The organism is Leclercia sp. M50 (genome assembly GCF_037150775.1).
Lineage (GTDB): Bacteria > Pseudomonadota > Gammaproteobacteria > Enterobacterales > Enterobacteriaceae > Enterobacter.
Map to the genome: position 1 here is coordinate 24,320 of NZ_JBBCPK010000005.1, position 19,848 is coordinate 44,167.

Below are 19,848 nucleotides of genomic sequence, written 5' to 3' on the forward strand. Positions count from 1 at the left end.
TTCAATAAGGCTGACCGATGAAGCACATCCTGCTGGTGGAGGACGACGGCGATATCGCCGCGTTACTGCGCCTCAATTTAGAAGACGAAGGTTACGTGATTACCCATGAAGCGGACGGGGGCAGGGCGCAGCAGCTGCTCGGGCAACCTCACTGGGACGCGGTGATCCTCGATCTGATGCTGCCCAACGTTGACGGGCTGACCCTCTGTAGAACGATCCGCGCCCGGGACCACTACCTGCCGGTGATTATCATCAGCGCCCGCAGCAGCGAAACCGAGCGTATTCTGGGCCTGGAAACCGGGGCCGATGACTATCTGGCTAAACCCTTCTCGGTGCAGGAGCTGGTGGCGCGCATCCGGGCGCTGTTCCGCCGTCAGCAGGCGATGGGGCAGCAAACGTCCGGGCTGATTAATGCCCACGGCCTGACCATCGACCCGCTGGCCCGCAGCGTGCTGCTGCGCGGCGAGGTGGTTGACCTGACGCCGCGCGAGTTCGACTTACTTTACTTTTTTGCCCGCCATCCCGGCGAGGTCTTCTCCCGGCTCGCCCTGCTCGAACAGGTGTGGGGATACCAGCACGAAGGGTACGAGCACACCGTCAACACCCATATCAATCGTCTGCGGGTAAAAATTGAGAAAGATGCCGCCGAGCCGGAGATCATCCGCACCGTCTGGGGTAAAGGCTATCTGTTTGCGGAACGCCCGCTATGATCCGCCGTCTCACCCTGATCTTCATCCTCCTGCTGACGGGCTGTGCGGCGGTGGCCTGCGCGGTGCAGCTCTGGACCAGTATGCAGTATGGCAACGCCATGGTGCAGCGTCTCTCCGGCGGGCTGGCGCAGCACATCGCCCAGCGCGAAACCCTGCTGGATGCGCACGGGCAGGTGGATCGCTCCCGCCTCAAGCCGCTGTTCGACAGGCTGATGACCTACAACCCCAGCGTGGAACTCTACATCCTCTCCCCGGACGGGCAGATCCTTGCCGATGCTGCGCCGCCGGGGCATATCAAACGCCAGCGCCTCGACGTTGCGCCGGTACAGCAGTTCCTGAGCGGCGGGATGATGCCGGTCTACGGCGACGACCCGCGCAGCCTGACGGGAGAGAAGGTCTTCAGCGCCGTGCCGCTGCATCAGGACGGCGTGCTGCGCGGCTATCTCTACATCATTTTGCAGGGTGAAGAGCTGAACGCGCTGGCGGAACAGGCATGGCAGAAAACGCTCTGGAGCACGGTGCTCTGGTCGCTGCTGCTGGTGGCCCTTTTCGGCGCGCTGGCGGGCGGCCTGGTCTGGTACTGGGTGACCCGGCCGGTGAAGAAGTTAACCGACGAGGTGAGCGGCCTGGATCGCGAGAGTATGCACGTCATCAAACAGCTTGCCACCCAGCCCATACAGACCGCGCCCTCTGATGAAGTGGCCCTGCTGCGCAACACCTTTATCGAACTGGCGCAGCAGATTGCCAGCCAGTGGGATCAGCTGGCCGACAGCGACCGGCAGCGCCGGGAGTTTATCGCCAATATCTCCCACGATCTGCGTACCCCGCTGACCGCGCTGCTGGGCTATCTGGAAACTTTGTCGCTGAAATCGGGTACGCTATCCGCAGAGGAGACGCAGCACTATCTCGCCATTGCCCTGCGTCAGGGGCATAAAGTGCGCCATCTGTCGCAGCAGCTGTTTGAGCTGGCGCGCCTTGAGCACGGCAGCATCAAGCCCCAGCGGGAGCGCTTTGCTATCGGGGAGCTCATCTCCGACGTGGCGCAAAAGTTTGACCTGGCGGTAGAGACGCGCAAGCTGCGGCTGCATATCGACGTACCGCGCCAGCTGCCGATGATCAACGCCGATCTGTCGATGATCGAGCGGGTGGTCACCAATCTGCTGGATAACGCCATCCGCCATACGCCGCCGGGCGGCGAGATCGGGCTGAAGGTGTGGCTGGAGGGCGAGCAATTGCAGGTGGAAGTGAACGACAGCGGGCCGGGGGTGGATGAACACCTGCGCGACGATCTCTTTATGCGGCCTTCAGCGCTGAGCCAGCAGGCGTCGCGGGACAATCGCGGCGGGCTGGGGCTGTTGATCGTCAAAAGGATGCTGGAACTGCACGGCGGGGGGATCAGGCTGATGGAGGCGGCGAAAGGGGCGCGTTTTCGCTTCTATGTGCCGTTATAAAAACGCCGGGTGGCGGCTTCGCCTGACCCGGCCTACAAAACCACAAACCGCACCATCGTAGGCCCGGTAAGGCGAAGCCGCCACCGGGCATCAGACAGCACCATTCGCAGGCCGGGTAAGCATTAGCGCCACCCGGCAAAACAGGCTTACTGCGGGAACCACTGGTCGCTGATTTTCTGATACGTGCCGTCAGCTTTAATCGCTTTCAGGGCGCCGTTCAGTTTCTCTACCAGGGCTTTGTTATCCGGACGAACTGCGATACCCAGGCCGGTGCCGAAGTACTGCGGATCGGTCACTTTATCGGTGGCGGTACCCAGCTGCGGGTTGGTCTTCAGCCACTCGTTCACCACCGCGGTATCGCCAAACACGCCATCAATACGGCCATTTTTCAGGTCGATAATCGCATTCTGGTAGCTGTCATAGGCGACGGTTTTCACTTCCGGGTGCTTATCCTGGAGGTATTTCTGGTGCGTGGTGCCGTTTTCCATGCCGATGCGCTTGCCTTTCAGCTGCTCAAAGGAGGTGTACTGGCCTTTTTTGGCAATCACCACCGCGGAGTTTGCGTAGTACGGCTCGGTGAAGGCGACCTGCTTGCTACGCTCCGGCGTGATATCCATGCCGGAGATCACCGCGTCATATTTTTTAAATTTCAGGGACGGGATCAGGCTGTCAAAAGCGTGGTTAGTAAAGGTGCACTCGGCCTGCATCTGCTTGCACAGCGCTTTCGCCAGGTCGATATCAAACCCGACAATCTGGTTGCTGGCATCCAGTGATTCGAACGGTGGATAGGTCGCAGAAACACCGAAGTTGATTTTATCGGCAGCAGAGGCGCCTGCGGCGAAGGTAGCGAGTAAAGCGGCCAGAACTAACTTTTTCATGATGAAGCTCCCGTCTGTCAATCTTGTCATTATGTGCCGTGTCTGCGGCTGGGAGTTACATTGCCACTTAATGAATTTATATGCAATAAAAATGATTAAATATTAATTGGAAAATAAAAAAGACGGGAAGGTTTAAGGGTTTCCCGTCTTTCTTAAATCAAACATATGCAGTTTTAATTGCGGCGTTCGAAGGCGAGGGCTCTGCGTTCAACCAGACGCATCAGCAGCGTCAGCAGGCCGTTGACGATGAGGTAGATAATACCTGCGGCGCCAAACACCATCACATCGTAGGTCCGACCGTACAGCAGCTGTCCGTGGCCCATCACCTCCATCAGGGTGATGGTGTAGGCGAGCGACGTACTCTTGAACACCAGCACCACTTCGTTGGAATATGACGAGAGGGCGCGTTTAAAGGCGTAGGGCAGCAGGATCGCCAGCGTATCTTTCTTGCTCATCCCCAGCGCGCCGCAGGTCTGCCACTGGCCGTCCGGAATGGCGCGGATCGCACCGTAGAAGAGCTGCGTGGTATAGGCGGCACTGTTCAGCGAGAGGGCGAGCAGGGCGCAGAGCCACGGCTCCGAGAGCAGATGCCACAGCACCGGATATTCCTGCAGCGTTGGGAACTGGCCCGGGCCGTAATAAATCAGGAAGATCTGCACCAGCAGCGGCGTGCCGGTAAACAGGGTGATATAGCCACGCACAATCCACACCAGCACCGGCGTTTTGAGCGTCAGGATGATGGTAAAAATCAGCGCCAGGATCAGCGCCACGATAATCGAGGCCACCGTCAGCGTCAGGCTGGTATGCAGCCCTTTCATCAGTTCGGGTAAATACTCAAGCATCAGCCTGGTCTCCGTTCAAAACGCGTCGCACGCAGATCAATACGCTTGAGAATGTACTGACTGAGCAACGTGATCACCAGGTAGATGGCCGCCGCCACGATGTACCAGGTAAAAGGCTCCTGAGTACGGGTGGCAATGCTTTTGGTTTGCAGCATCAGGTCGTTAACGCTGATTAAGCTCACCAGCGCGGTATCTTTCAACAGCACCAGCCACTGGTTGCCGAGCCCCGGCAGGGCATGACGCCACATCTGCGGCATCACCAGACGGAAGAAAATGGCGGTTTTCGATAGCCCCAGCGCCTGACCAGACTCCCACTGTCCCACCGGCACCGCTTTCAGCGCGCCGCGCAGGGTTTGCGAGGCATAGGCGGAGTAGAGCAGGGAGAGGGCAATCACGCCGCACAGGAACGGGCTGACGTCAAAGTTTTCAATCTGCATCTGAATCGGGATCTGCACCACGCCCAGATTGAGCGTAAAGCCGTCCGACAACATCAGCAGCAGCTGCGAGGAGCCAAAGTAAATAAACAGCACCACCAGAATTTCCGGCAGGCCGCGCAGCAGGGTCACCAGTGCTGAGCCGGCCCAGGCGACAGGTCGCCACTTAGCCGACTCCCACACGGCAAAGATCATCGCCAGCACCAGGCCGATGATCAGCGCACAAACGGCAAGGCCGACGGTCATCCCGGCGGCGCTTGCTAATGGAAAAATTTCGTTCATCAGATCTTACTTCTGGAACCATTTGTTGTAGATGGAATCGTAGGTGCCATCTTTCTTCACTTTTTCCAGCGCAGTGTTGAATTTCTGCTGCAGCTCGGTGTTGCCCTGACGAACAGCAATGCCAAGACCGGTGCCGAAGTAGTCTTTATCCGTCACTTTATCGCCCACCGCGGCCAGCTTGTCGTTCGCTTTCAGCCATTCGGTCACCACCGCGTTATCACCAAAGACGGCGTCGATACGGCCATTCTGCAGATCCAGACGGGCGTTCTGGTAGCTGTCGTAAGGCACGGTGGTGATTTCCGGGTGCTTATCCATGATGAATTTCTGGTGGGTGGTGCCGTTCTGCACGCCCACTTTCTTGCCTTTCAGCGCGTCGATAGAGGCATATTTACCCTTTTGACCGATGAACAGGGCGGAGTTCTCATAGTATGGCGTACTGAACAGAACCTGCTTCTCACGTTCCGGGGTGATGTCCATACCGGCCATCACCGCGTCGATACGACGGAATTTCAGGCTTGGGATCAGGCTGTCGAAAGACTGGTTGGAGAAGGTACAGGTGGCGTCGATCTCTTTACACAGGGCGTTGGCCAGATCTACGTCAAAGCCCACAATCTTGTTATTCGCATCCATAGACTCAAACGGAGGGTAGGAGGCTTCCGTGGCAAAACGAATGGTCTGAGCTGCGGTGGCAGAGAGGCTAACGCTGGCAAGCAGCGCGGCAATCACTATTTTTTTCATTGTCGTTCTCTCGGTTCGATTAGTGAGACAGATAATTTCTGAATGCATCGGTCTGCGGCTCGGCAAAGCAGCGCGCATCCCCTTGCTCCACAATATGACCGTTTTCCATATAGACCACACGGCTGGCGGTTTTACGCGCCACTTCCACCTCGTGGGTCACGATCACCTGGGTAATGTTGGTCTCCGCCAGCTCGCGAATGATACTGACGATCTGGGCAGTGATTTCCGGGTCGAGCGCGGCGGTGGGTTCATCAAACAGGAGAACCTGCGGCTCCATCATCAGGGCGCGGGCAATGGCCACACGCTGCTGCTGGCCCCCGGAAAGGTGCAGCGGATAACGGTCGCTGTAGGGCTTCAGGCGCAGACGTTCCAGCAGCTTCTCGGCACGTGCCAGCGCCTGCTCTTTTGACAGGCCCAGCACGCGGCACGGCGCTTCAATCAGGTTCTGCTGCACGGTGAGGTGCGGCCAGAGATTATATTGCTGAAAGACCATGCCGACATTCTGGCGCAGATCGCGGATCGCTTTCTCAGAAGGGGCTTTCGCAAAATTGAAGTGGTTGCCCGCAATATCCAGCGTACCGGAGCGGGGCATTTCAAGCAGATTAAGGACGCGAAGCAGCGAGCTTTTACCCGCGCCGCTGGGACCAAGCAGAACCAGCGTTTCGCCCTCAGGGCAATTCAGGTTGATGTCGAACAGCGCCTGGTGTGCGCCGTAAAAGCAGTTAATGCCGTTTAGTTGAATACTCATCGGGGCAGTCTTTACTCATCCAGGCAATCTATAGCAATTGAGGCCGCAAATAGTACCGTTGACAGAATAGTTATGCAATATAACTGCGTTAAAAGTTAAATATAAACCGTATCCATACCTAAACATAGCACAAAATAGCGGAAGGGCAGGTCGACGAGAATAAATGTCGGCATTCCTCGCGAAATGCCAGACATTTTACGGGGTTTTCCCCTGGTTAACGGTCTGAAACGCGCGCGTTTAGCGGTTTTCAATCGACTGGCGCAGGGTGCCAGCCGGGGCGTGGACAGTGCCGCCCAGGTAGCGAACGTCGTCGATAGCCCAGCACTGACCTTCCCGGATCATCAACACTTCATCCTGCCAGGTCTGGCTACCCTGCGTCAGCTTGACGCGCAGCGGAATATTTCGCGCATCGGTATTCGGGATGGTCGATGCGCTGGAGACTTCTGCTTTTTCAGGCGCGGTGGTGCGGCTGGAGAAAGGATCGTCTTTCAGCAGGTTACGGTGCTGCGGATCGCGGCTGGCATCACTCAGCAGCTGGGCCAGGCCGTCGCTCAGGTAGGGGCGCAGGGCGGTGAGGTCATTGCTGCGGTGCGTAATGCGGTAGTCATAGAACTGTTGAGCCACGGCATCCGGCCCGCCGGTGATGCAACTGCCGCTGCGGGTACCGATGTCCTTAAAGGCCGGGGTGACTGGCGTTGTGCAGGCGCTGAGCAGCAGCGCGCAAGGCACTAAAAGCGTCAAAGCAGAATAGCGCATGATGATTTCCTTATTAGGCTGCAATAATTAACTAACCTTTAAATCATAGCGTAACGAGCAGATAATGATTTTGTTCTTAACCGCTTAGGCCCTTAACCGCGCAAAGGAGATCAGGATGCAATTTTCAACCACCCCCACTCTGGAAGGACAACCCATCAGCGAATACTGCGGCGTGGTGACCGGGGAAGCCATACTCGGCGCCAACGTCTTCCGCGACTTTTTTGCCGGCATCCGCGATATCGTGGGTGGCCGCTCCGGCGCCTATGAGAAAGAGCTGCGTAAAGCCCGTGAAATTGCCTTCAGGGAGATGGGCGAGCAGGCGAAGGCGATGGGGGCTGACGCGGTAGTGGGGATCGATATCGACTACGAAACCGTCGGCAAAGATGCCAGCATGCTGATGGTTAGCGTCAGCGGTACGGCGGTGAAAACGCGCCGATGAAGCAGGCTTTTGCGCCCCTCCTGCTGGCGCTGCTGCTGGCAGGCTGTGCGGCAGAAAAAGGGATTGTCGAGAAAGGGGCCTATGAGCTGGACTCCCGGCGTCAGGCGCAGGCGGCCTATCCGCGCGTTAAGGTGCTGGTTATCCATTACACCGCCGACGATTTTGACAGCTCGCTGGCTACCCTGACCGATAAAAACGTCAGCTCTCACTATTTGATCCCGGCGATCCCGCCCCTGCATAAAGGAAAACCGCGGATCTGGCAGCTGGTGCCGGAGCGGGATCTGGCCTGGCATGCCGGCGTCAGCTTCTGGCGTGGCGCCACGCGTATTAATGACACCTCTATTGGCATTGAGCTTGAAAACCGCGGCTGGCAAAAAATTAACGGCCAGAAACGCTTTGTTCCCTTCGAACCGGCGCAGATCGCTGCCCTGATCCCACTGGCGAAAGATATTATCCAGCGTTACGACATCAAACCCCAGAACGTGGTCGCCCACGCGGACATCGCCCCGCAGCGCAAGGACGATCCCGGTCCGTTGTTCCCCTGGCAGGCGCTGGCGCAGCAGGGGATAGGCGCCTGGCCGGATCCGGCCCGGGTGGCGTTTTATCTGAACGGGCAACCGCCTTATCAACCCGCAGACAGTGCCACACTCCTCAGTTTATTATCTCGCTACGGATATGATGTTCCGGATAATATTTCGCCCTCACAGCAAAAGCGCATTATTATGGCTTTTCAGATGCATTTCAGACCGCAATTATGGAATGGTGTTTCTGATAGAGAAACAATTGCTATCGCCGAAGCGTTACTTGAAAAATATGGCCAGGGGTAAGCCTCGACTATCACTATTGAGGTAGTTTTCTCTGTATCGACGTTAAGATTAATCTTAGGTTCATTTGTGATTCATTTTTAGTTAATTGACTTAAAATTACCCGAATATAATATGTACATATAGCTTGCTAACTATTAGGTAGAGCAAATATTATTTGATAGTCATTCTCAGCAAAATTATTTTGAATTATCTGTTGCGACGTTTCTGACGCAGTGGGCTGCTTTATCCATAAAAAAATTAAACAGGCATAATAATGTTAAACGTATACTGTAAAAATAATCGACCGAAAAAGGCGATTGACGCCCTTGTTGCCGCTACGGCGGATTATCCTGAAAAAACATTAAAAAAATGGCAGAAAATTATTACCGCCGATTCACAATATGTTCATGTGATGGTCAGCGGTGAAATCGAAATTCGTCGTAACTCTGACGAATTAAGTATGTTTACCATGCGTCAGGCCGGATTTTTAGGCATCTCAGCCATCTATAACACCGCCTCCCGCATGTACGGTCTGGTACGCGATACCACCATCATTCGCACCATCAGACGTGATGAATTCGAACGTCTTATTAGCGAGAAAAACCTTTGGCCAGAATTCAGCCAGTACTTAATCTGGTATATCGACATACTGAGCAAGCGCGATGATATTCTGGTGGCCCGCAGTGCTTATTCTATAGTCCGGGAATTCCTCCTCGAAATTAATGACCTGATTGTTCATCAGAATCGTGATATTAACGTATATGACTATATTCAGGAATACACCAGTCTGGCGCGCAGCACCATTATTAAAATTCTCTCAGACCTGAAAAAAGGTCATTACATTGTGGTTGAAAAAGGCAAATTAATAAATATCACCAGCCTGCCTGAACGCTACTGATAACCATTACGAATATCTCCATGGGTTAACGCCTGTGGAGATTTTTTTCGCATCGATGCATCTATTTTTTCTGTTTTTAACGCTGCCGTCTGATTTATCACCCGATTCGTCGTCTCAGAATCATATTGCGTCTCATCAACCGGCGCATCCGGTATCTTTCCCTGCAAATATTCTTGCTGCTGCTCTTTCAGCGCCTGCATAAACCGCTCTTTTAGTGAATCGGCATCTGTTTCTTGCCGGGCGGTATGCGTATCGGGCAACGGTTCACTGGAAATGTCATTGTCCGGAGCCTGCTGCCAGTCTAATGACTTATCCATCATCAACGGATCGTCTGACGGTAGCGGTGGTGCGGCATACTCCGCAGCTTTTGGTTTCGGTTCCGGGAACGGTTTTGAGACATAAACATAATGCATATCCGAAAGCTGCGTATCCGGTTGCGCCACGCTCACCGGTTTGGGGATCGGCGCCGGATGTCGAAGATTCCAGTAGAGATGGGCGTACAGCCCGGCAATCAAAATGGCCCCCACGCAGCATAAGCAGGCCAGGGTTCGGAAGGCGATCCTATGCAACGCGGGAAGGCGGTAAGAGAACCAGACCGCCTCGCCGGTATTAAAGCTGCGCTGGGCAGCGAGGCATATAGTAGACATTAGTGCGTTTTTCCTTGCGCCAGAACATGTGGTGCGGTGTCAGCGACCGGGGAGAGAACCGTCGGAATAGTGTTATTAGCCCGCATTAGCTGCATCAGCGTCTCTTCCCCCGGCATACCGTCAACGTTCAGCCTTGCCTGGGCCTGAAATTCGCGGGTGCGCTGCACCAGCGTCTGCGTCCAGGTGTGAGCATGGGTTTCGGGTTCATGCAGCGCCTGGCTGAGTTGTGTATCAATCCAGGCCAGATCCTGGCGGCTGCTGGCGGCGCCGACCATATCTTGTCCTGCCGGGGTCAGACGGTGCAATAACGTGTAATTCCCGGTGGCGTGGGCGTTAAACCAGCTGCGCTTCACCTGCCAGGTGCGATTATTCAGCAGCAGATCCAGCGAGTTTGCCCCAACGCGGGCTACCACCGCATAGTTCAGGTGATCGCCGGTTTTCAGTTCACTCACCCACGGATAGCCCTCTTTTTCCAGCGCCTGCAGCGAGGCGTTGCCCTGTTTACAGATGAGATTCACCCGGGCGGCATTCTGGCAAAGCGCCTCGTCCGTTGAGGGATCGTACCCCCACATGGTGTAGAGCTGATGCATGGCGTCCGGTGCATTCACCACCTCTTTATCAAGGGTCGGCAGAACCGGCGCCTGCGGTGTGCGGACTGTCTGTTTCCAGCTTGCCGGAACAGGCAGCGGCACGGGGAGTTTCGCTGTGATGGCACCCGAGAAATACCATCCGCAGGCGGCAAACAGCACGCTGGCGAACAGGCCGACCGTCGCCAGGGTTTTGCGATGGGTGTTGCGCGGCAGCACTTCACCCGCCGCCAGACGTAAATGGCGTGGCCCCACGCCGGGCGCCCGTTCGGTCCAGGCCGCCAGTAGCGACAGGTGCGCCAGCGCGTTCAGCTGGCTCACCGATCCTCTGGTCAGGGCGTGCATCCGGCGTATGCGGGCAGGGGTAAAGGGGGACGTTTCCGCCCCATGCTCCTGCGATTGCGCCTCAACATAGCGCATCACTTCGCGACAGGTGAGCGGGCGCAAGGTATGGCGGGTATGCACCCGGGACGCCAGCCCAGAGTGCTTCATCAGACGCGCATCCTGATCAGGGGTACCGGTCAGGACCAGCGTCAACGACAGATCGCACTCCTGCGCCCGGGAGAGCAGCATGCCCAGCGCCTCCCAGCCGTTATCGCGCATCGCCTGAACGGCAGAGAGGGTCACGACCATGCCACTCGTTTTGCTGGCTGGGTATTTTTCGTGCCACTGGCGCAGTACCGCGTCAACAGCCTGAATTTTGTTACTGGCCTCTTTGGTCTGGGCGCTGAGTTTATACAGCAGCCCCTTCGCGCTCAGCTTTGGAAAAGCGTTAACGGCAACCCCGGCGGAGGCGTTCGCCAGTAGGTGTCCGGTGAAGGTGTTGAGCAGTGCCTCGTCATCGCCAAACAGCGCCACAATCCCGGGCACGGTTGATTTCTCTGCCAGCATGCCAAAGACATCCTGATGATAGGCCGCAAAGAAACTGCCGCAGGGGCGGGCTGCGCTCCTGAAGGGGGGGCGGGTAAATTTAAAATGGCTGAGGAACATAACGCTTCACCGATCTATTTCATTGACCAAATGTCACCCGGGAAAGTAAGGGAAGCGCGGTAAAGGGTCAATTTTGCGTGAGGAGAAAAATAACCTGCGTCGACTGACTAACATCGGTTAATTATCTGGTCAATATTTTTCTGTATTAAAGTTAGCGGCAAACCCGATGGAGCGGGAGGCACATCATTATTACTATTTCATAGTTTTCAGGTGCAGCGCCAGGCTGCTAACTTCTGCATTGACTAAAAGGTCACTATTAAAAATGAAAATGCAGCTCTATTCCCGGTTTATTGCGCCATGCGTAATGTTTGTTCTGCTGATATTTAGCGGCCAGCAGGGATATGTCGTATTTAAAGCGTATAAAAAGGCGGCCAATTCCGACCCGAATAAGGCACCCGCGCTTTCCCGCATGCGACAGTCAGAGCAGGACTTTGCCCTTTTCCAGCCAGCGGTTAACCAACCCGTGGCACAGCAGGCGGCAAAAAAGAGCATTTCTGCCGAGGTGGACGGCATCATCAACAGCGACGAAGCGTGGCTCTCCTTCGCCGTTATCAAAACGCCTGTCGGGCAGAAGAGTCTGCGTGAAGGCGACCCGCTGCCCGGTTACAACGATGCCTACATCGATGAAATTAATCCCGATAACGTGGTGGTGAGTTACGAGGGCGAGCGGCAGGTGCTGGCGTTAAAACGCCCTGACTATTTCAAAGGCGACATCAATTCTTCGCCCGCACTGAAGCCTAAAGGCGATGCCGGGGCGGATAATGTCCATCTTGACGATTATCTGGTGCTGAAACCCTATATCGAAAAAGGGCAGCTCGAAGGCTATCAAATCAAGCCCAAAAATGCCTCTTCCTTTTTTAGCGCGAGCGGGCTGGAAAAGGGGGATGTGGTAGTGAAAGTGAATTCCGTCGATATGACGCGAGCGGAGCAGGCAAAAAGTATTATTGCCAGCTGGTCGAAAATGAGAGAAGCGGAAGTCGTAGTCAGACGCCACGCTCACCTTGAAAATATTCGGGTTAATGTATTAACCAATTAACAAGTGTAATGAGATGAAGAAATTTCCCTGGGCATGTCTCGCGCTGACTGCCGCCTCTTTTATTTCCAGTTCGGTGATGGCGGCGAACTTCAGCGCCAGTTTTAAGAACACCGATATTCGTGAATTTATCGATACGGTAGGGCGCAACCTTAATAAAACCATTCTGGTCGATCCCTCCGTGCAGGGCAACGTATCGGTTAAGACCTATAACGTGCTGACGGAAGAGGAATACTATCAGTTCTTCCTCAGCGTGCTGGATCTGTACGGTCTGTCGGTGATCCCGATGGATAACGGCATGGTGAAAGTGGTGCGTTCCACGGTGGCGCGTACCGCGGGCGTGCCGCTGGCGGACAGTCAGCATCCCGGCAAAGGCGATGAGATTATCACTCGCGTGGTGCGGATGGAAAATGTGCCGGTGCGTGAGCTGGCGCCGCTGCTGCGCCAGCTGAACGATGCCTCCGGCATTGGTAACGTGGTCCACTTTGAACCCTCTAACGTGCTGCTGCTGACCGGTAAAGCCTCGGTGGTGAACCGGCTGGTGGATCTGGTCCAGCGGGTCGATCGCTCCGGCATGCAGCGTCGCGAAATCGTACCGCTACGCTATGCCTCAGCCAAAGCGCTCTCCGATATGTTGAACAATCTCAACAACGAAGAGCAAAAAGGGCAGAACGCGCCGCAGCTGGCGACGAAAGTCGTTGCCGATGACGAGACCAACAGCCTGGTGATCAGCGGCTCGGAAGAGGCCCGCGCACGCACCCGGTCGCTGGTAAGTGAGCTCGATCAGGAGCAGAACAACGAGGGCAATACCCGCGTTTTCTATCTGAAATATGCCAATGCCAGCAAAGTCGTGCCGGTGCTCACCGGCATTGGCGAACAGCTGAAAGACAAAGCGCCAGCGTCAAAAAGCAAAACGGCCTCCGCCAGCAGCGATCTGAATATCACTGCCGACGAGGCCACCAACTCACTGGTGATCACCGCCCAGCCTAACGTGATGAACTCGCTGGAAAAAGTGATCGACAAACTCGACATCCGCCGTCCGCAGGTGCTGGTAGAAGCAATCATTGCCGAAGTGCAGGACGGCAACGGCCTCGACCTTGGCGTGCAGTGGACCGGCAAACATGGCGGCGTGCAGTTTGGTGCCACCGGTCTGCCAATCAGCCAGATCAAGAACGGTACCATGAAAGGGACCAGCTTTACCGGTATGGCGACCGGCTTCTTTAACGGTGATTTTGGCGCGCTGATGACCGCCCTCTCTACTGACGGTAAAAACGACATTCTCTCAACCCCGAGTGTGGTCACCCTGGATAACAAAGAGGCGTCGTTCAACGTGGGTCAGGATGTGCCGGTCCTGTCCGGCTCGCAGACCACCAGCGGCGATAATGTTTTTAACTCGGTGGAGCGTAAGACGGTCGGTACCAAGCTGAAAATTATTCCGCAGATCAACGACGGTGACATCATCCACCTGAAGATTGAGCAGGAAGTTTCCAGCGTGGATGCCAGCGCGACGGAAGATGCCAGCCTCGGTCCAACCTTCAACACCCGTACCATCAATAAGGAAGTGATGGTGCACAGCGGGCAGACGGTAGTGCTCGGCGGGTTAATGGAGAACGTCACCAAACAGAATGTCTCGAAAGTGCCGCTGCTGGGGGATCTTCCGCTGGTGGGACAGCTGTTCCGCTACACCTCCCAGGATACCTCGAAACGTAACCTGATGGTCTTTATCCATACCACCGTTCTGCGGGATGACGATAGCTACAGCGCCTCGTCGAAGGAAAAATATGACCAGATCCGCGCGCGCCAGCAGCAGCGCATGGAGGAGAAAAAGCTGGGCATTGTCTCTAACGATGACACAGCAGTGCTACCGGCCTATCCGTCTAAGGGCACTTCCGCCACTGCGGCCCCGCGCAATCCGTTTAAAGGGTAAGGGGGCGGGAGATGGATGAACTCACCAATGCCTTATGCACCAGCAGCTTTGCCAAGGATAACGGCGTCCTCTTTTATCAGGATCAGGTCTTTGTCCGCGATGACGCCCCGGCCTTTGCTCTGCTGGAGATGCGCCGGGTGCTGGCCCGTTCTTTTACGCCGGTTGTCCTGACGCCAGAGGCGTTTGACGAGATGCTGGCCAAAATCTGGCAGCAGAATAGCGGTGTCTCGCAGCAGCTGGTGGATGACATGGATGCCGATATCGATCTGATGGCGCTGACCGAGGAGATCCCGGATAACGAGGATCTGCTGGATAACGACGAAAACTCGCCGGTGATCCGCCTGATCAACGCCATTCTCGGCGAGGCGGTGAAAGACGGTGCCTCGGATATTCATATCGAAACCTTTGAGCGTACCCTGAGCATCCGCTTTCGCGTCGACGGCGTGCTGCGTCCGGTGCTGCAACCGGCACGCAAGCTGGCGCCGCTGCTGGTGTCACGTATCAAGGTGATGTCGAAGCTCGATATCGCCGAAAAACGGCTGCCGCAGGATGGGCGTATTTCGCTGCGTATCGGGCGTAAAGCCATCGACGTGCGTGTTTCCACCATCCCCTCGCAGTACGGCGAGCGGGTGGTGATGCGTCTGCTCGATAAAAGCAATCTCAAGCCGGACATTAACAAGCTGGGTCTAATCGACGAAGAGTTACAGCAGCTGAAGGGATTAATTGGCCGTCCGCATGGCATCATTCTGGTCACCGGCCCGACCGGTTCCGGGAAAAGTACCACCCTGTACGCCATTCTGTCGGCGCTGAACGGCCATCAACGCAACATCCTCACCGTTGAAGATCCCATCGAGTATGAGCTGGAAGGGGTGGGGCAAACCCAGGTTAACCCGCGCGTCGACATGACCTTTGCCCGCGGGCTGCGCGCCATTCTGCGCCAGGACCCGGACGTGGTGATGATCGGTGAAATCCGTGACGGCGAAACCGCGCAGATTGCGGTGCAGGCGTCGCTCACTGGTCACCTGGTGATGTCCACGCTGCACACCAACAGCGCGGCAGGGCCATCACCCGCCTGCGCGACATGGGCCTGGAGTCATTTTTAATCGGTTCATCCCTGCTGGGGGTCATTGCCCAGCGTCTGGTGCGTCGGCTGTGTGTACACTGCCGGACCACCAGTCCGCTGGACGCCAATGAAAAAGCGCTGTTCAGCTTTATGGCGACCCCGCCGAAGGCGATTTATCGCGCAGTGGGCTGCGAACACTGCCGCCAGAGCGGGTATCAGGGGCGAGCCGGGATCCATGAATTCCTGGTCGTGGACAGCGCGATGCGCCGGGCCATTCACGAAGATAAAGATGAGATGTCCATCGAGACCGAACTCTTCAAACAGGCCTACAGCCTGCGTGAAAACGGTCTGCTGAAGGTGATTTCCGGCGTCACCTCCCTGGAAGAGGTCATGCGCGTCACCGCCGAGCGCGGGGGAGATGAATAATGGCGTGGTATGCGTGGACAGCCACCAGTGCGGCGGGGAAAACCCAGCGCGGCATCCTGCAGGCCGAGGGGCCGAAGCAGGTTCGCCAGACGTTGCGTGAGCAAAAGCTGATGCCGGTGAGCATTACGCCGACCCGCGAACCTGCGACAACCGGTAGCGCGCAGAAGGGGATCAAACTCTCCACCCCGGTGCTGTCGATGTTCACCCGTCAGCTGTCAACTCTGGTAAACGCCGCGCTGCCGCTGGAGAGTGCCCTGAAGGCGATTGCAAAGCAGTCGGAAGACAAAAAGCTGGCCTCGATGGTGGTGGAGATCCGCGAAAAAGTGGTGGAAGGCCATACGCTGTTCGACGCCTTCAGCCAGTTTCCGCGCACCTTCGACAAACTCTACTGCACCCTGGTGATGGCCGGGGAAAAAACCGGCCATCTCGGGGACGTGCTGGAAAAACTGGCGGAGTACAACGAACAGCGCCAGAAGATGAAAAGCAAGCTCACCCAGGCGATGGTTTACCCCATCACCCTGACGGTGGTGGCGGTGGCGGTGATCTGCATCCTGCTGGTGGCGGTGGTGCCGCAAGTGATTGAGCAGTTTACCCATATGAAACAGCAACTGCCGATCACCACCCGCACGCTGATCGCGGTGAGTGATTTCCTGCAGGCGTATGGCCTCTATATCGGCGGCGGGCTGGTCACGGCATTTATCGGCTTTAAAAGCTGGCTTAAAAACGCCCGGAACCGCTTTGTCTGGCACCGCTGGCTGGTTAACGCCTCGCCAATCAAAACACTGGTCTGCGCCATCAACAGCGCGCGCTATATCCGCACCCTCAGTATTTTGCAGGCCAGCAGCGTGCCGCTGCTTGAGGGGATGTATATCGCCATGGACGGGATTGAAAATCTGCACGCCCGCCAGGTGCTGGAACAGGCGGCGGACACGGTGCGCCAGGGAGCCTCGTTATATGCCGCCCTGGAGCAGGCGAGATTATTCCCGCCCACCATGCTGTACATGATTGCCTCCGGCGAAGAGAGCGGCGAGCTGGGTAACCTGATGGATCGCGCGGCCGAAAACCAGGAATCAGCATTACAGCATCGCATCACTTTAACGCTGTCGGTATTTGAACCGGCGCTGGTGGTCTCTATGGCGACCATTGTTCTGTTTATTGTGATGTCAATATTACAACCGCTTCTGCAACTTAATAATATGGTAGGTTAATTATGGCGATGAAACGAAAAAAACTGGCGGGCCAGGCGGGCTTTACTTTGCTCGAATTAATGGTGGTCATTGTTATTCTCGGCGTACTGGCCAGTATGGTGGTGCCGAATTTAATGGGAAATAAAGAGAAAGCGGATATCCAGAAAGCCACCAGCGATATTGTGGCGCTGGAAGGCTCGCTGGATATGTATAAGCTGGATAACCACCGTTATCCCACCACTGAACAGGGCCTGCAGGCGCTGGTCACCAAACCTGAAATCGCGCCAATCCCGAACGGCTACCGCGCTGACGGCTATATTCGCCGTCTGCCGCAGGATCCGTGGGGCAGTGATTATATTCTGGTCAGCCCGGGCGAACATGGCGCCGTTGACGTATTCTCCGCCGGTCCGGACGGCGAAGCCAATACCGCAGACGATATTACCAACTGGTCGCTCGATAAAAAATAATGAACAGGCAACGCGGCTTTACGCTGCTGGAAATTATTCTCGCGCTGGTGATATTCGCCAGCTGCGCCATGATGGTGGTCTCAACAATACCGTCGCGCAACGGCGCGGATATATTTGGTCAGCAATTAAAAGCCGTTGTTGAATATGGTTCCGACCGGGCGGTGATGGACGGAAATATTGTGGGCCTGGTGGTGACGCCGGATAAATATCAGCTGATGACGCTTAGTGAAAAAAAGGGTGAACGTCGCTGGGTGTTGTTAGCGCAACGCCGTATCACTACCGGGGGCGACTTCCCTGAAGGGATGCACGTCTCGCTCACCCCGCAGCGTCTGGCCGCCACGCCTGACGCCGAGCCGCAGATCGTCTTTTTGCCGGACGGCGAGATGAGCCGTTTCACCCTGACATTACAGAGTGACGATAAACAACACCATTTCCGCGTGGTGTCGCAGGGCGCGGCACCGGTTACGGTAGAGAACGATGGCTAAACGAAATGCCTCGCAGCGCGGGATGACGCTGCTGGAGGTGATGGTCGCCCTGGTGATCTTCTCCACCGCCGCGCTGGCGTTAATGAACTCTGTCTCCCTGAACGTGCGCTTTACCCACGGTCTGGCGGATACCCTCCAGGCCAGCTGGGTCGCTGAGAATCTGCTCGCCGAAGCGCAGCTGACCAAGAGCGACTTCCCGGATGCAGGGCAGAAGGGGACGGAACTGATGGGCGGGCGCAACTGGAACTGGCGGATGCAGCGGGTGAAGGTTGCCGATAAGCGCTGGGCGGATGAGATCCTGGTCTATGCCGAAGGGGATGAGAGCCAGCCGGTGGTAGCGATGCGGGTACTGCCTCCGGGAGAGAAAAAATGAAGAAACGGCAAAGCCAGCGCGGCTTTACGCTGCTGGAGATCATGATTGCGCTGACCATCTTTGCGGTGATCAGCACCCTCGCCTGGCAGATCCTCGACGGCGCGATGCGTACCAGCAATGCCACCGATCGCAACGCGTCCAGGCTCAATCAGATCCAGCGCGCCTGGAGCCTGCTGGAGCGTGATTTTTTTCAGCAGCAGGCCCGGGCACCGCGCAATGAACCCGACGTTTTTCGCCAGGATGATAACGCCATCGAACTGACCACCCTCAACGGGGTGAGCGGGCATGTTCAGCTGGAGCGGGTGCGCTGGCGGTTTGAGGATCACCGGCTGTGGCGCGATGTCTGGCCGACCATCGACAGCCCGGCAGGCGTAAAACCCGAAGCGGTGCCGATTGTCTCTGAGGTGAAATCCGCCCAGTGGCGATTTTTCAGCGGTTCATGGCAGAAGCACTGGCGAGAGAGCGGGCATCAGCCAGACGGGGTCGAGTTGACCCTGACCATGGAGAGCGGCGACACCTGGCGCTGGGTCTTTACCACCCCAGGCGACATGCCGCAGCCGCAGATCGCCGTGAAAACGGCTGAAAAGCCCGAAGAGGCGAAGCCTGCGTCCGCTCCTGAACAAGCGCCAGCACCGGTACCGGAAAGTCAGCCATGAACAAAATGAATCAAAGCCAGCAGCGGGGCGTTGCGCTGCTGGTGGTGCTAATCCTGCTGGTGATGATGTCGGCCCTTGCGGCCAGAATCAGCCAACAGTTCAGCCGTAATTTACAGAAAACCCACTACCAGGTGAGCCAGCAGCAGCTGCGCTGGGCGATACAGCGCCAGGAGCAGGCGGTGAAGCAGCTGTTGCAGACCGCCGCCAGCGGCGAGAATCCGCTGGAGCCGGACGGTGAGTGGCATCAACCCCTTGAGACACAGGGGGAGTTTTACACGGTGGTGAGCCAGGTTGAGGACGCGCAGGACTGCTTTAACGTCAATAATCTGCTCACCGTGGAGCAGGCGGCAAAGGATCAGGCCACGTCAGCCATACCGGAGAAGTCCCGTAAGCAGCAGACGGTTGAACAACTGCTGGCCGACGCGGGTCTGGATCAGATCACCGCTGAGCAGGTCTATCAACAGCTGGTGGATTACCTGGACGGCGACAGCACCACGGCGAAAGGGGCCGCGGAAAGTGATGCCCGGGCAGGTGTGCAGCCCGCTCGGCTTCCGGCCAACCAGATGATGCGCAACATCAGCGAAATCAGGCTACTGCCCGCGTTTCCGGCATCGGCCTATGCCAAAGTCAGCGCGCTACTGTGCGCCCTGCCGGATGCCAGCAGCAAGATCAACGTCAATACCCTCAAGCCTGAACAGGCAAAACTGCTGGCGGCGCTGTTTGCGGGAAAACTGACGGAGGATGACGCCGCCCGGCTGCTCGCGTCGCGCCCGGAAGCGGGATGGGAAAACGTGGAGGCCTTCAGCAAGGCGCTGGAGCAAAACTTCCCCCAGCTGAAAGACGAGTTAACTCAGGTGGCTGAACAGGTAGCCGTCAACAGTCGCTACTTCCGGGTGAACTACACCGGCAACACCGATGATTTAACGCTGCGCGTGGTCAGTCAGCTTCAGGTTAACAGTGAAGCGGGCGAGATCGTAACCTGGCAGCGCCGTTACCGAATGATTGAATAACAAAAGCCGATACCG

Annotated in this window: 21 protein-coding genes and 1 pseudogene; 14 read left to right on the forward strand and 8 right to left on the reverse strand. The window is 56.6% G+C overall.

Going from position 1 to position 19,848, the window contains the following annotated elements:
* The first annotated feature begins 17 nt into the window (after window positions 1-17).
* Window positions 18-710 (forward strand): response regulator transcription factor, encoded by a 693-nt coding sequence (locus WFM46_RS02035; RefSeq protein WP_103178865.1) that lies wholly within the window; start codon window positions 18-20, stop codon window positions 708-710.
* Window positions 707-2,161, forward strand: a complete 1,455-nt coding sequence (locus tag WFM46_RS02040; protein ID WP_336996974.1) for a sensor histidine kinase — start codon at window positions 707-709, stop codon at window positions 2,159-2,161. The genes WFM46_RS02035 and WFM46_RS02040 overlap by 4 nt, the downstream gene beginning before the upstream one ends.
* Window positions 2,162-2,307: 146 nt before the next feature.
* Here the strand turns inward: WFM46_RS02040 and artJ are convergent, their stop codons facing one another.
* The 6 genes from artJ to WFM46_RS02070 form a co-directional block, all read right to left on the reverse strand.
* A complete protein-coding gene (artJ, locus tag WFM46_RS02045) occupies window positions 2,308-3,039 on the reverse strand; it encodes an arginine ABC transporter substrate-binding protein ArtJ (protein WP_103823610.1) in 732 nt (243 codons plus the stop codon).
* Between the two features lie 173 nt (window positions 3,040-3,212).
* Window positions 3,213-3,881 (reverse strand): arginine ABC transporter permease ArtM, encoded by a 669-nt coding sequence (gene artM / locus WFM46_RS02050; protein ID WP_336996975.1) that lies wholly within the window; start codon window positions 3,879-3,881, stop codon window positions 3,213-3,215.
* Window positions 3,881-4,597, reverse strand: a complete 717-nt coding sequence (artQ, locus tag WFM46_RS02055) for an arginine ABC transporter permease ArtQ (protein ID WP_156654181.1) — start codon at window positions 4,595-4,597, stop codon at window positions 3,881-3,883. Before artQ ends, artM begins: the two co-directional genes overlap by 1 nt.
* 6 nt (window positions 4,598-4,603) lie before the next feature.
* On the reverse strand, window positions 4,604-5,335 hold the full coding sequence (gene artI, locus WFM46_RS02060; RefSeq protein ID WP_103178869.1) for an arginine ABC transporter substrate-binding protein ArtI: 732 nt from the start codon (window positions 5,333-5,335) through the stop codon (window positions 4,604-4,606).
* A gap of 19 nt (window positions 5,336-5,354) precedes the next feature.
* Entirely contained in the window at window positions 5,355-6,083 is a 729-nt protein-coding gene (artP, locus tag WFM46_RS02065) for an arginine ABC transporter ATP-binding protein ArtP (RefSeq protein WP_336996976.1), read from the reverse strand.
* Between the two features lie 237 nt (window positions 6,084-6,320).
* Window positions 6,321-6,839, reverse strand: a complete 519-nt coding sequence (locus tag WFM46_RS02070; protein WP_214421775.1) for a lipoprotein — start codon at window positions 6,837-6,839, stop codon at window positions 6,321-6,323.
* Window positions 6,840-6,954: 115 nt separating this feature from the next.
* On the opposite strand from WFM46_RS02070, the gene WFM46_RS02075 reads away from it, so the two are divergent.
* The 3 genes from WFM46_RS02075 to WFM46_RS02085 all read left to right on the forward strand — a co-directional run bounded on the left by WFM46_RS02075 (window position 6,955) and on the right by WFM46_RS02085 (window position 8,982).
* Window positions 6,955-7,278, forward strand: coding sequence for a heavy metal-binding domain-containing protein (locus tag WFM46_RS02075; RefSeq protein WP_103178871.1), 324 nt, complete (start codon window positions 6,955-6,957; stop codon window positions 7,276-7,278).
* Window positions 7,275-8,105 (forward strand): N-acetylmuramoyl-L-alanine amidase, encoded by an 831-nt coding sequence (locus WFM46_RS02080; protein WP_336996977.1) that lies wholly within the window; start codon window positions 7,275-7,277, stop codon window positions 8,103-8,105. The genes WFM46_RS02075 and WFM46_RS02080 overlap by 4 nt, the downstream gene beginning before the upstream one ends.
* 253 nt (window positions 8,106-8,358) lie before the next feature.
* Entirely contained in the window at window positions 8,359-8,982 is a 624-nt protein-coding gene (locus WFM46_RS02085) for a helix-turn-helix domain-containing protein (protein ID WP_103178873.1), read from the forward strand.
* Here the strand turns inward: WFM46_RS02085 and WFM46_RS02090 are convergent.
* Together WFM46_RS02090 and WFM46_RS02095 are read right to left on the reverse strand one after the other, a co-directional pair.
* Window positions 8,976-9,497 carry a hypothetical protein gene (locus WFM46_RS02090; RefSeq protein ID WP_336996978.1) on the reverse strand — a complete coding sequence of 174 codons (522 nt, stop codon included), beginning with the start codon at window positions 9,495-9,497 and terminating at the stop codon, window positions 8,976-8,978. The genes WFM46_RS02085 and WFM46_RS02090 overlap by 7 nt on opposite strands.
* A gap of 131 nt (window positions 9,498-9,628) precedes the next feature.
* Window positions 9,629-11,206, reverse strand: coding sequence for an ExeA family protein (locus WFM46_RS02095; protein WP_214421776.1), 1,578 nt, complete (start codon window positions 11,204-11,206; stop codon window positions 9,629-9,631).
* A gap of 304 nt (window positions 11,207-11,510) precedes the next feature.
* On the opposite strand from WFM46_RS02095, the gene gspC reads away from it, so the two are divergent.
* The 9 genes and pseudogenes from gspC to gspK all read left to right on the forward strand — a co-directional run bounded on the left by gspC (window position 11,511) and on the right by gspK (window position 19,833).
* Window positions 11,511-12,242: a type II secretion system protein GspC gene (gene gspC, locus WFM46_RS02100; protein WP_103181054.1), complete on the forward strand. Its 732-nt coding sequence runs from the start codon at window positions 11,511-11,513 to the stop codon at window positions 12,240-12,242.
* A 13-nt stretch (window positions 12,243-12,255) separates the two neighbouring features.
* Complete coding sequence (gene gspD, locus WFM46_RS02105; protein WP_336996979.1) at window positions 12,256-14,166, forward strand: type II secretion system secretin GspD; 1,911 nt, start codon at window positions 12,256-12,258, stop codon at window positions 14,164-14,166.
* 11 nt (window positions 14,167-14,177) lie between these two features.
* Window positions 14,178-15,655: pseudogene (gene gspE, locus WFM46_RS02110) on the forward strand (type II secretion system ATPase GspE).
* Window positions 15,655-16,863: a type II secretion system inner membrane protein GspF gene (gene gspF / locus WFM46_RS02115; protein WP_336996980.1), complete on the forward strand. Its 1,209-nt coding sequence runs from the start codon at window positions 15,655-15,657 to the stop codon at window positions 16,861-16,863. Before gspE ends, gspF begins: the two are co-directional and overlap by 1 nt.
* A 2-nt stretch (window positions 16,864-16,865) precedes the next feature.
* Window positions 16,866-17,309: a type II secretion system major pseudopilin GspG gene (gspG, locus tag WFM46_RS02120; RefSeq protein WP_336996981.1), complete on the forward strand. Its 444-nt coding sequence runs from the start codon at window positions 16,866-16,868 to the stop codon at window positions 17,307-17,309.
* Complete coding sequence (gene gspH, locus WFM46_RS02125) at window positions 17,309-17,794, forward strand: type II secretion system minor pseudopilin GspH (RefSeq protein WP_336996982.1); 486 nt, start codon at window positions 17,309-17,311, stop codon at window positions 17,792-17,794. The genes gspG and gspH overlap by 1 nt, the downstream gene beginning before the upstream one ends.
* Complete coding sequence (gspI, locus tag WFM46_RS02130; protein WP_103178880.1) at window positions 17,787-18,167, forward strand: type II secretion system minor pseudopilin GspI; 381 nt, start codon at window positions 17,787-17,789, stop codon at window positions 18,165-18,167. The genes gspH and gspI overlap by 8 nt, the downstream gene beginning before the upstream one ends.
* Window positions 18,164-18,823 carry a type II secretion system minor pseudopilin GspJ gene (gspJ, locus tag WFM46_RS02135; protein WP_336996983.1) on the forward strand — a complete coding sequence of 220 codons (660 nt, stop codon included), beginning with the start codon at window positions 18,164-18,166 and terminating at the stop codon, window positions 18,821-18,823. The genes gspI and gspJ overlap by 4 nt, the downstream gene beginning before the upstream one ends.
* Entirely contained in the window at window positions 18,820-19,833 is a 1,014-nt protein-coding gene (gene gspK, locus WFM46_RS02140; RefSeq protein ID WP_336996984.1) for a type II secretion system minor pseudopilin GspK, read from the forward strand. Before gspJ ends, gspK begins: the two co-directional genes overlap by 4 nt.
* Window positions 19,834-19,848: the final 15 nt, after the last annotated feature.

Bases quoted from the DNA above. Each gene is read 5' to 3' on its own strand.
- gspJ (WP_336996983.1), top strand. From the start codon at position 18,164: ATGAAGAAACGGCAAAGCCAGCGCGGCTTTACGCTGCTGGAGATCATG.
- gspI (WP_103178880.1), top strand. From the start codon at position 17,787: ATGGCTAAACGAAATGCCTCGCAGCGCGGGATGACGCTGCTGGAGGTG.
- gspF (WP_336996980.1), top strand. From the start codon at position 15,655: ATGGCGTGGTATGCGTGGACAGCCACCAGTGCGGCGGGGAAAACCCAG.
- artJ (WP_103823610.1), bottom strand. From the start codon at position 3,039: ATGAAAAAGTTAGTTCTGGCCGCTTTACTCGCTACCTTCGCCGCAGGC.
- WFM46_RS02085 (WP_103178873.1), top strand. From the start codon at position 8,359: ATGTTAAACGTATACTGTAAAAATAATCGACCGAAAAAGGCGATTGAC.
- artM (WP_336996975.1), bottom strand. From the start codon at position 3,881: ATGCTTGAGTATTTACCCGAACTGATGAAAGGGCTGCATACCAGCCTG.
- artP (WP_336996976.1), bottom strand. From the start codon at position 6,083: ATGAGTATTCAACTAAACGGCATTAACTGCTTTTACGGCGCACACCAG.
- WFM46_RS02075 (WP_103178871.1), top strand. From the start codon at position 6,955: ATGCAATTTTCAACCACCCCCACTCTGGAAGGACAACCCATCAGCGAA.
- WFM46_RS02040 (WP_336996974.1), top strand. From the start codon at position 707: ATGATCCGCCGTCTCACCCTGATCTTCATCCTCCTGCTGACGGGCTGT.
- WFM46_RS02070 (WP_214421775.1), bottom strand. From the start codon at position 6,839: ATGCGCTATTCTGCTTTGACGCTTTTAGTGCCTTGCGCGCTGCTGCTC.
- WFM46_RS02080 (WP_336996977.1), top strand. From the start codon at position 7,275: ATGAAGCAGGCTTTTGCGCCCCTCCTGCTGGCGCTGCTGCTGGCAGGC.
- gspK (WP_336996984.1), top strand. From the start codon at position 18,820: ATGAACAAAATGAATCAAAGCCAGCAGCGGGGCGTTGCGCTGCTGGTG.
- WFM46_RS02095 (WP_214421776.1), bottom strand. From the start codon at position 11,206: ATGTTCCTCAGCCATTTTAAATTTACCCGCCCCCCCTTCAGGAGCGCA.
- gspC (WP_103181054.1), top strand. From the start codon at position 11,511: ATGTTTGTTCTGCTGATATTTAGCGGCCAGCAGGGATATGTCGTATTT.
- artQ (WP_156654181.1), bottom strand. From the start codon at position 4,597: ATGAACGAAATTTTTCCATTAGCAAGCGCCGCCGGGATGACCGTCGGC.
- gspD (WP_336996979.1), top strand. From the start codon at position 12,256: ATGAAGAAATTTCCCTGGGCATGTCTCGCGCTGACTGCCGCCTCTTTT.
- gspG (WP_336996981.1), top strand. From the start codon at position 16,866: ATGGCGATGAAACGAAAAAAACTGGCGGGCCAGGCGGGCTTTACTTTG.
- WFM46_RS02035 (WP_103178865.1), top strand. From the start codon at position 18: ATGAAGCACATCCTGCTGGTGGAGGACGACGGCGATATCGCCGCGTTA.
- gspH (WP_336996982.1), top strand. From the start codon at position 17,309: ATGAACAGGCAACGCGGCTTTACGCTGCTGGAAATTATTCTCGCGCTG.
- artI (WP_103178869.1), bottom strand. From the start codon at position 5,335: ATGAAAAAAATAGTGATTGCCGCGCTGCTTGCCAGCGTTAGCCTCTCT.